11 protein-coding genes are annotated in these 8,889 nt (G+C 66.4%); 7 read left to right on the top strand and 4 right to left on the bottom strand.

Annotation, left to right across the window (positions count from 1 at the left end; all coding sequences use genetic code 11):
• Window positions 1–96 precede the first annotated feature (96 nt).
• A complete protein-coding gene (ndk, locus tag ENN83_RS09140) occupies window positions 97–519 on the bottom strand; it encodes a nucleoside-diphosphate kinase (RefSeq protein ID WP_287186140.1) in 423 nt (140 codons plus the stop codon).
• A 130-nt stretch (window positions 520–649) separates the two neighbouring features.
• Between ndk and ENN83_RS09135 the strand changes: the two genes are divergently transcribed.
• The 3 genes from ENN83_RS09135 to ENN83_RS09125 are packed head-to-tail and all read left to right on the top strand — an operon-like array spanning window position 650 to window position 3,773.
• Window positions 650–2,509 carry an ABC-F family ATP-binding cassette domain-containing protein gene (locus tag ENN83_RS09135; protein WP_287186138.1) on the top strand — a complete coding sequence of 620 codons (1,860 nt, stop codon included), beginning with the start codon at window positions 650–652 and terminating at the stop codon, window positions 2,507–2,509.
• A gap of 3 nt (window positions 2,510–2,512) precedes the next feature.
• Complete coding sequence (locus ENN83_RS09130; RefSeq protein WP_287186137.1) at window positions 2,513–3,133, top strand: MarC family protein; 621 nt, start codon at window positions 2,513–2,515, stop codon at window positions 3,131–3,133.
• 52 nt (window positions 3,134–3,185) lie between these two features.
• Entirely contained in the window at window positions 3,186–3,773 is a 588-nt protein-coding gene (locus ENN83_RS09125; RefSeq protein WP_349760107.1) for a retropepsin-like aspartic protease family protein, read from the top strand.
• Between the two features lie 6 nt (window positions 3,774–3,779).
• On the opposite strand, the gene ENN83_RS09120 is transcribed toward ENN83_RS09125, so the two are convergent.
• Entirely contained in the window at window positions 3,780–4,238 is a 459-nt protein-coding gene (locus tag ENN83_RS09120; protein ID WP_287186142.1) for a DNA polymerase III subunit chi, read from the bottom strand.
• 120 nt (window positions 4,239–4,358) lie between these two features.
• Here ENN83_RS09120 and ENN83_RS09115 point away from each other — a divergent pair, with 120 nt between their 5' ends.
• Genes ENN83_RS09115 through ENN83_RS09100 form a run of 4 tightly spaced genes read left to right on the top strand, consistent with a single transcriptional unit; the run spans window position 4,359 to window position 7,214 of the window.
• Window positions 4,359–5,303 carry an MBL fold metallo-hydrolase gene (locus ENN83_RS09115; protein WP_287186135.1) on the top strand — a complete coding sequence of 315 codons (945 nt, stop codon included), beginning with the start codon at window positions 4,359–4,361 and terminating at the stop codon, window positions 5,301–5,303.
• Window positions 5,303–5,860, top strand: coding sequence for a thioredoxin family protein (locus ENN83_RS09110; protein ID WP_287186134.1), 558 nt, complete (start codon window positions 5,303–5,305; stop codon window positions 5,858–5,860). Before ENN83_RS09115 ends, ENN83_RS09110 begins: the two co-directional genes overlap by 1 nt.
• Window positions 5,857–6,519 (top strand): phosphoglycolate phosphatase, encoded by a 663-nt coding sequence (gph, locus tag ENN83_RS09105; RefSeq protein ID WP_287186132.1) that lies wholly within the window; start codon window positions 5,857–5,859, stop codon window positions 6,517–6,519. Before ENN83_RS09110 ends, gph begins: the two co-directional genes overlap by 4 nt.
• Window positions 6,516–7,214, top strand: coding sequence for an HAD family hydrolase (locus ENN83_RS09100; RefSeq protein ID WP_287186130.1), 699 nt, complete (start codon window positions 6,516–6,518; stop codon window positions 7,212–7,214). Before gph ends, ENN83_RS09100 begins: the two co-directional genes overlap by 4 nt.
• 4 nt (window positions 7,215–7,218) lie before the next feature.
• On the opposite strand, the gene ENN83_RS09095 is transcribed toward ENN83_RS09100, so the two are convergent.
• Together ENN83_RS09095 and ENN83_RS09090 are read right to left on the bottom strand one after the other, a co-directional pair.
• Entirely contained in the window at window positions 7,219–7,488 is a 270-nt protein-coding gene (locus ENN83_RS09095) for a hypothetical protein (RefSeq protein ID WP_287186128.1), read from the bottom strand.
• 88 nt (window positions 7,489–7,576) lie between these two features.
• Window positions 7,577–8,743 carry a M20 aminoacylase family protein gene (locus tag ENN83_RS09090; RefSeq protein ID WP_287186126.1) on the bottom strand — a complete coding sequence of 389 codons (1,167 nt, stop codon included), beginning with the start codon at window positions 8,741–8,743 and terminating at the stop codon, window positions 7,577–7,579.
• Between the last annotated feature and the right edge of the window lie 146 nt (window positions 8,744–8,889).

Below are 8,889 nucleotides of genomic sequence, written 5' to 3'. Positions count from 1 at the left end.
CAGACGCAAGAACCGTGCACCGGCCACGCGAAAGGGCCGGCCCAGGCGGAACGGCCCTTCGAATTTTCAGGCCTGTTTCCGAAGGCGACCGCGCCCTCAGCCGACCAGTTCGAGACCCGAGAAGAAATAGGCGATCTCGACCGCGGCGGTATCCTCGCCATCCGAGCCATGCACCGAGTTCTCGCCGATGGACAGCGCGAATTCCTTGCGGATCGTGCCCTCGGCCGCCTCGGCGGGGTTGGTCGCGCCCATCACTTCGCGATTCTTCGCGATTGCATTCTCGCCTTCCAGCACCTGCACGACGATCGGCTCGGAGGCCATGAACTCGCACAGTTCGTCATAGAAGGGGCGTTCCTTGTGGACGGCATAGAAAACGCCGGCCTGCGCCTTGGTCAGGTGGATGCGCTTCTGCGCGACGATGCGAAGGCCCGCGGCTTCGAGTTTGGCGTTGATCGCGCCGGTCAGGTTGCGGCGCGTCGCGTCGGGCTTGATGATCGAAAAGGTGCGCTGGATCGCCATGTCGGATGTCCTTGTGTACTGCGGCACCCCCGGGCGGGGGCATGGGAAAATTCGCGGTCCTGCTAGCATGGGGCCTTGGCGGAGAAAAGCCGCGATTGACGCCAAGGTGCGGCGCTGGCACTAGCCCGACATGCTGCGGATCGACGACATATCCTTTGCCATGGAGGGCCGCCCGCTGTTCGAGCGCGCCTCGGCGGTGATTCCCGATGGCCACAAGGTCGGGCTGGTGGGCCGCAACGGCGCGGGCAAGACCACGCTGTTCCGGTTGATCCGGGGCGAACTGGCGCTGGAATCGGGCGAGATCGCCCTGCCCGCCCGCGCCCGTATCGGATCGGTCGCGCAGGAGGTGCCGGGCTCCGGCGTCTCGCTGCTCGATACGGTGCTGGCCGCCGATACCGAACGCGCCGCGCTTCTGGCCGAGGCCGAGACCGCGACCGACCCCCACCGCATCGCCGAGATCCAGACCCGGCTGGCCGATATCGACGCCTGGTCGGCCGAGGCCCGCGCCTCGGCGATTCTCAAGGGGCTGGGCTTCACCGAAGCCGAACAGGCGATGCCCTGCTCGGCCTTTTCGGGCGGCTGGCGGATGCGGGTGGCGTTGGCGGGCGTGCTGTTCGCGCGCCCCGACCTGCTGCTGCTGGACGAGCCCACCAACTATCTCGACCTCGAAGGCGCGCTGTGGCTCGAATCCTACCTCGCGCGCTATCCCTACACGGTGATCCTGATCTCGCACGACCGGGGGCTTCTGAACCGGGCGGTCGGCCATATCCTGCATCTGGAGAATCGCAAGCTGACGCTTTACGCGGGCGGCTACGATGCCTTTGCCCGCGCCCGCGCCGCCGCCCGCGCCGCGCAGACCGCCGAAGCGAAGAAACAGGAACTGCGCCGCGCCCATCTTCAGGGATTCGTCGACCGTTTCCGCTACAAGGCATCCAAGGCCCGCCAGGCCCAGGCCCGGCTCAAGATGCTGGAACGGATGGACCCGATCGCCGCGCCCGAGGATGCCGTGCGGGCCGTCTTCACCTTTCCCGAACCGGAAGAACTGTCGCCCCCCATCGTCGCGCTGGAGGGCGCCGCGGTCGGCTATGACGGCAAGCCGGTCCTGTCGCGTCTCAGCCTGAGAATCGATCAGGACGACCGGATCGCGCTTCTGGGCCGGAACGGCGAGGGCAAATCGACCTTTTCCAAGCTGCTGGCAGGGAAACTCGATCTTCTTTCCGGGCAGATGACCAAGGCCGCCAAGCTGCGCGTCGGCTATTTCGCCCAGCATCAGGTGGATGAACTGCACCTCGACGAGACGCCGCTGGAGCACATCCGTCGCAAACGGCCCGAAGAGCCCCCGGCCAGGCTGCGCGCCCGGTTGGCCGGGTTCGGGCTTGGGGCCGATCAGGCCGGGACGGAGGTCGCGCGCCTGTCGGGCGGGCAGAAGGCACGGCTGTCGCTGTTGCTGGCCACGCTCGACGCGCCGCATCTGTTGATTCTCGACGAGCCCACCAACCACCTGGACATCGAAAGCCGCGAGGCATTGACCGAGGCGCTGAACGCCTATTCCGGCGCGGTGATCCTGGTCAGCCACGACATGCACCTTCTCGGCCTCGTGGCCGACCGGCTTTGGCTGGTCATGGACGGCCGCGTGACGCCCTATGACGAGGATCTCGAGGCCTATCGCCGGAAGCTGCTGTCGCAGGACACCCCGGACGGCCCGCAACCGGCAAGGCCCGCCGCGAAACCGGCCGCAAGGAAACCCTCGCGCGAAGCGATTCAGGCGGCGCGCGCCGAGGCGCGGAAATGCGAATCCCGCGTCAACACGCTGACCGAGATGCGCGAAAAGCTGACAAGGAAACTTGCCGACCCGGCCCTGTACGAGGCCAATCGCGAAGGCGAGCGACAGCTTTGGCAGGACAAGTTCGGCGAGGTGGAAGAGGCGCTGGAACGCGCCGAGGCGATGTGGATGGCCGCACTCGAAACGCTTGAGGATTCGGGGGGCTGAGGGGTGGAACCGACCTTCTACATCTCGGCCTTCGTCACGCTGTTCGTGGTGATCGACCCGATCGGTCTGGCGCCGTTCTTCGTGGCGCTGACGCAGGGCATGGCCGCGCGCGAGCGGCGTGCCATCGCTTCTCGTGCCGCCGTCATCGCCATCGGCCTGCTGACCCTGTTCGGAATCTTCGGCGAGCAGGTGCTGGGCTTTGTCGGGATCTCAATGCCCGCCTTCCGCATCGCGGGCGGGATCCTTCTGTTCCTCACCGCCCTCGACATGCTGTTCGAACGGCGCAGCAAGCGGCGCGAGGATCAGGCCCATGACGACCGGCCGGACCCGTCGGTCTTTCCGCTGGCCACGCCGCTGATTGCAGGACCCGGTGCAATGGCGACGATGATCCTGCTGATCGGTACGGTCGGGCGCGAGCCGGTGGCCATGATCCTGATCCATCTGGTGATGCTGGCGGTGATCGGGGTGGTGCTGCTGATGTTCCTGGCCGCCGGGCTGATCGAACGCGCGCTGGGGCGGACCGGGATCAACGTGGTCACGCGGCTTCTGGGGATGCTGCTGGCGGCGCTGTCGGTGCAGTTCGTGCTGGACGGGCTGCGCGATTTCGGGCTTGCGCCGGTCTGACACCCTCGCGATTCCGGGGCCGGTCCCTATATCCGGAAAGGAACCAGAAAGGATGGCCATGGACGGCGACAGCCTTGCAAGACTGCTTTACCTGGTGCTGCTCGGCTCGGCGATTGCCGGGTATTTCTTCGTCGCGAACCGCCACCGCCTGGGCCAGGTCGCGCAACAGGCGGCGATCTGGGGACTGATCTTCGTGGGCGTGATCGCGGGGTTCGGGCTGTGGTCGGACATCCGCCGCGACGTGGCCCCGCGCCAGGAGGTGTTTGCCGACCAGGCCCGCGTCGAGGTGCCCCGCGCGCCGGACAGGCATTACTACCTGACGGTGCAGATCAACGGCACACCCGTGCGATTCGTGGTCGATACCGGCGCGACGCAGATGGTCCTGACCCGGCGCGACGCGCAGCGGGTGGGGCTAAACCCCGATGCGCTGGACTATATCGCCGAGGCGCACACGGCGAACGGTGTGGTGCGCACCGCGCCGGTGCGGCTGGATGTGGTGGAACTGGGACCGATCGAGGATCGCGGCGTCCGCGCCTTCGTCAATTCGGGCGAGATGCGGGAATCGCTGCTGGGGATGGGCTATCTCAACCGCTTCGCAAAGATCGAGCTTGTGCGCGACCGGATGATCCTGACCCGCTGAAGGCGTTCAGCCCCCGCTGTCGCGCCGGATCTCCCACCGCCCCGAGTCCTCGGACCAGTATTGCGCGCGCAGTCCTGCCCCGGTCAGTGACCGCCATTGCCCGCGTGCCCCCTCGACCGCCACAGGATCGTTGCCGTCAAACAGGATGCAGACCCGTTCCATCGCAGCGGCCTCTTGCGGCGAGACCTGCGCGCCGTCCACAGCCATCAGGCAGACAGCCCCGTTCGGGATGTCGGCGCCCGTGGTCAGCAGAACCGGCTGATCGGCGTCGAACTCGCCCCCCGCCTGGCCGTGCGGCAAGAACCCGTCGCCCTGCCACAACCGCTCGTCCAGCCAATCAAGACGCCCGGCATCGCCCCCACGCACCACGACACGCCAGCCCTGCGCCAGGGCCTTGTCCAGAAGGGCGGGCAGCGTCGCCTCCATCGGGCGGCGGGTGAGGTGATAGAACATCGCGATGCCCATGACCCGATGAAAGACCGGCCCGGGCAACCGATTGCAAGCGGGAATCGCACGGGGCGCATCCCGCACTGGCCAGACAAATTCAAATCTGTCTATGCTTGCGTCAAAAGGGAGGAGAAAACCATGATCCGCGAGGCACTACTCTGCGCCCTGCTGGCAGCACCCGCCTTCGCCAGCGAGGACATCCCCGACAAGTACCCGCAGTCGGTGCTCTATTCGAAGCCCGTAGAAGTGATCCCCAATGTCTTCTCGGCCATCGGCGCCACCGCCCCGCCGACCTATGAAAACGCGGGACACAACAACAACCTGTCCTTCCTCGTCACCGGCGACGGGGTGATCGTCGTCAACGGGGGCGCCAACGCGAAACTCGCCGAGGCGCTGCATGCCGAGATCAGGGCCGTCACGGACCAGCCCGTGCGCCTGGTCATCAACGAGAACGGCCAGGGCCATGCGATGCTGGGCAACAGCTACTGGGCGGCGCAAGGCGTCGACATCGTGGCTCATGTCGAGGCAAAGAAGGTGTTCGAGGACAATTCCTTCCAGATCCTCGAAGGCATGAAGCGTTACGCCCTCGAAAACGCGGAAGGCACCGAAGCGGTCGGCCCCAACATCACCTTCGAGGATCGCTATGACATAGAAATGGGCGACATGCGCATCGAGGTTCTCTATCTCGGCCCCGCCCATTCCGAGGGCGACGTCTCGGTCTGGTTGCCCGACGAACGGCTGGTGATCGCAGGCGACATTGCGTTCCACGAGCGCATGCCGCCAATTTTTGCCGAGACCTGCACAAGCTGCTGGATCGAGACTTGGGATACCGCCTTCGAACCCCTGGGCGCGCTTTACGTTATCCCCGGGCACGGCCATCCCACCAACATGGCCCAGGTCCGCCGCTATACCCGCGATTATCTGGTCTATCTGCGCGAGCGGATCGCCGAGCATATCGATTCTGGCGGAACACTCGACGATGCCTATTATGTCAACCAGAGCCCGTTTGCGCATCTCGACACGTTCGAGGAACTGGCGACAAAGAATGCAGGCATTGTCTACACGGAAATGGAGTTCGAATGATGGCCGTCTCGACCCCCCTCTGCAATTTCGGCTGGAAAGCTCCCGCTTTCTCGCTGCCCGGCACCGACGGGCGGACCTGGACGCTGGAGGATGTGCGCGGCCCCAAGGGCACGCTGATCATGTTCATCTGCAATCACTGCCCCTATGTGATCGCGGTGCGCGACCGGATCATCCGCGATGCGCGCGACCTACAGACACTCGGGATCGGGGTGGCCGCGATCTCGTCGAACGACGCCGCCGCCTATCCCGACGACAGCTTCGAGAACATGCAGCGGCTTGCGCAGGAACTGGCGCTTCCGTTTCCGTATCTCTATGACGAGGATCAGTCGGTCGCAAAGGCGTATGACGCCGTCTGCACCCCGGATTTCTTCGGCTTCGATGCCGAGCAGGGGCTGCAATATCGCGGGCGGCTGGATGCCTCGCGCAAGGAGGCGGGTCCGCCGGATCTGCGCCGCGACCTTTACGAGGCGATGAAACAGGTGGCCGAGACCGGCCAGGGACCGACAGAGCAGATCCCGTCGATGGGCTGTTCGATCAAATGGAAGGACGCCGCGTGAAGGCCATCATCTTCGACCTCGACGGAACGCTGATCGACAGCGCGCCCGACATCCACGCCGCCGTGAACCGGACGCTGGCCGAAACCGGCGATGGCGAGTTGCCGCTGGACACCATCCGCGGCTTCATCGGCAATGGCGTGCCCGTGCTGATCGAGCGGGTGATCGCGGCGCGCGAGCTGGACCCGGCGCGGCAGGCGGCGATGGTGGAAACCTTCATGCGCCATTACGAGGCCGACCCGGCCACGCTGACCACGCTGTTTCCCGGCGTGAAGGACGCGGTCGAACAGTTCCGCGACGAGGGTTGGGCGATGGGGGTCTGCACCAACAAGCCCGAGGCCGTCTCGCGCGCGATTCTCGACCGGCTGGGGATCGGTCCCTATTTCGGCACGGTGGTCGGCGGCGATACGCTGGACGTGAAGAAACCCGACCCCGCTGTGGCGCTGGCCGTCAAGGAACGGCTGGGCGCGACGGTCGCGGTATATGTCGGCGACAGCGAGATCGACGCGGAATGTGCCCGGAAGGCGGGGATGCGCTTTGCCCTGTTCACCGAGGGCTATCACCGCGCCGAGGATGTGGACGACATCCCGCAGGATGCGCGGTTCTCGGATTTCGACGTTGCGGTGGCCATCGTCGCCCGCCTGGCCGACGATTTGCGATGAACCTGCGGGCGCTGATCTTCGACGTTGACGGAACGCTTGCCGAAACCGAAGAGGCGCATCGGCGCGCGTTCAACGACAGCTTCGCGGCCTTGGGCCTTGACTGGTCTTGGGACCGCGAGGCGTATCGCCGCCTGCTGCGCACCACCGGCGGCAAGGAACGGATGCGCGCCTTTCAGGCCGATCTGCCCGACGGGGCGCCGCGGCTGACTGACGACCAGATTGCGCAATTGCACCGCGAAAAGACCGCCCGCTATGGCCAGTTCCTCGCCGCGGGCGATCTGGACCTGCGCCCCGGCGTGGCCGACCTGATCGCGACGGCGCGGGATTCAGGGCTGCTTCTGGCGGTTGCGACGACCACGAACCTGCCCAATGTCGAGGCGCTGGCGCGCTGTTGCTGGGGCCGGGAGGCCACAGAAATTTTCGACGTGATCGCCGCGGGCGACGACGTGGCGGCCAAGAAACCCGCGCCCGACGTGTTCGAACTGGCCCTTGCGCGGCTGGGCATCGGCCCCGATGCCTGCCTCGCCTTCGAGGACAGCCGCAACGGGTTGCTCTCGGCCATGGGCGCGGGGCTGCCGGTGATCGTCACCCCCAGCGCCTATACCGACCACGAGGACTTCACCGGCGCGGCGCATGTCCTGCCCACGCTCGAGCGCGCACATTGGCCCGCCCCGCTGGCCGCCATCGCGGGCTGAGGGCTCAGCGCAGCGACAGGAACCGCTTGCCCGTCCTGAGGCGCATCCCCGATTTCCGGCGCGAGATCATCGGGAAATAGAAGAACGACGATAACGGCGTCGGCCAGTCTGTGTTCAGCCGCGTTGTCGACGCCTTGCGCGATACCATCGGCAGGCCGAAGAAATCCGAGAACGGCGTGGCGCTGTTCCGGTCCAGGTGCCAGGTGTAATCGCTCATCACATAGTCGAAGGAGGCCACGCTCTTGATGAAGGTGGAGTCCTGCTTGCCTGCCATGGGGTTTCCTTTCGTCCGAACCCTGCCCGACCAGGGATCACACTACCGCAGCGTGCGCCCTGCCGAAAGATGCAGGATCCGCACGGGCTCAGGCCGCGGGCAGCCGCGCCTCGACCATGCCCACGAACCAGGACGACCCGAACGGGATCGCAGCATCCGAGAACTCGTATTCGGGGTGATGCACCATCGCCGTGTCGCCATTGCCGACAAAGATATAGGCGCCGGGCCGTGCGTTCAGCATGTAGCTGAAATCCTCGCCCCCCATCATCGGCGCCACGTCGCGCTGCACCCGGCCCGAGACGCCCTCGGCCACCTCAGCGGCGAACCCGGTCTGGTCAGGGGCATTGTCGGTCACGGGATAACCGCGCCGCCAGGAAATGTCGGCCCGCGCGCCGAAGGCGGCCGCCGTATGCTCGACGATCCGGCGGAACTGCGCCTCGGCCCGGTCGCGCACGGCCTCGTCCAGGGTCCGCACCGTCCCGCGCAGCCGCACATGCTGGGAGATCACGTTGCTGGCCTTGCTGTCGGTCTCGACGGTGCAGACCGAGACGACGACCTGTTTAAGCGGGTCGATGCCACGCGAGGCGATGGATTGCAGCGCCACGACGATCTGGCTGGCCACCAGCACCGTGTCGATACATTCATGCGGCTTGGCGGCATGCCCGCCCTTGCCGGTAACGGCGATCTCGAAATCGTCGGTCGCGGCCATGATCGGCCCGGTGCGGATCGCGAACTCGCCCACCGGGAGGCCGGGCATGTTGTGCATGCCGTAGACCTCGTGGATGCCGAACCGCTCCATCAACCCGTCCTCGACCATCGCCTTGCCGCCCGCGCCGCCCTCCTCGGCGGGCTGGAAGATCACCACCGCAGTCCCGTCGAAATTGCGCGTCTCGGCCAGGTATTTCGCCGCCCCCAACAGCATCGCGGTATGCCCGTCATGGCCGCAGGCATGCATCTTGCCGGGATGTTTCGAGGCATGGGGCAGCCCCGTCGCCTCGATGATGGGCAGCGCATCCATGTCCGCGCGCAGCCCGATCGCCCGCCCCCTTCTGTCGCTGCGCCCCCGGATCACGCCCACCACGCCCGAGCGGCCGATCGCCTCCACCACCTCGTCGCAGCCGAATTCGCGCAGCTTGGCGGCCACCAGTCCAGAGGTGCGCGGCAGGTCGTACATCAGTTCGGGATGGGCATGGATGTCGCGCCGCCATCCGGCGATCTCGTCCTGCAATTCGGCGAGGCGGTTCTTGACGGGCATCTGGCTCTCCCGAGGGCGCGGCGTTTCCGGCATCACGGGCGACAAGGTGAGCCGTGCTCCGCCCAAGGTCAAGCCGGACCGCGTTCCGGGCACCCGATGAAATAAGAACGCCCGAGCCGCCCCCGCCCCCCGCGCCGCACCACGGT

The sequence above is a fragment of the Rhodovulum sp. genome (assembly GCF_011048875.1).
Lineage (GTDB): Bacteria > Pseudomonadota > Alphaproteobacteria > Rhodobacterales > Rhodobacteraceae > Rhodovulum > Rhodovulum tesquicola.
This window is presented reverse-complemented; position numbering and strand designations above follow the sequence as displayed.

Excerpts from the sequence above, each read along its gene's own strand:
- ndk (WP_287186140.1), bottom strand. The coding sequence starts at position 519 with ATGGCGATCCAGCGCACCTTTTCGATCATCAAGCCCGACGCGACGCGC.
- ENN83_RS09135 (WP_287186138.1), top strand. The coding sequence starts at position 650 with ATGCTGCGGATCGACGACATATCCTTTGCCATGGAGGGCCGCCCGCTG.
- ENN83_RS09125 (WP_349760107.1), top strand. The coding sequence starts at position 3,186 with ATGGCCATGGACGGCGACAGCCTTGCAAGACTGCTTTACCTGGTGCTG.
- ENN83_RS09120 (WP_287186142.1), bottom strand. The coding sequence starts at position 4,238 with ATGGGCATCGCGATGTTCTATCACCTCACCCGCCGCCCGATGGAGGCG.
- ENN83_RS09115 (WP_287186135.1), top strand. The coding sequence starts at position 4,359 with ATGATCCGCGAGGCACTACTCTGCGCCCTGCTGGCAGCACCCGCCTTC.
- ENN83_RS09110 (WP_287186134.1), top strand. The coding sequence starts at position 5,303 with ATGGCCGTCTCGACCCCCCTCTGCAATTTCGGCTGGAAAGCTCCCGCT.
- ENN83_RS09100 (WP_287186130.1), top strand. The coding sequence starts at position 6,516 with ATGAACCTGCGGGCGCTGATCTTCGACGTTGACGGAACGCTTGCCGAA.
- ENN83_RS09095 (WP_287186128.1), bottom strand. The coding sequence starts at position 7,488 with ATGGCAGGCAAGCAGGACTCCACCTTCATCAAGAGCGTGGCCTCCTTC.
- ENN83_RS09090 (WP_287186126.1), bottom strand. The coding sequence starts at position 8,743 with ATGCCCGTCAAGAACCGCCTCGCCGAATTGCAGGACGAGATCGCCGGA.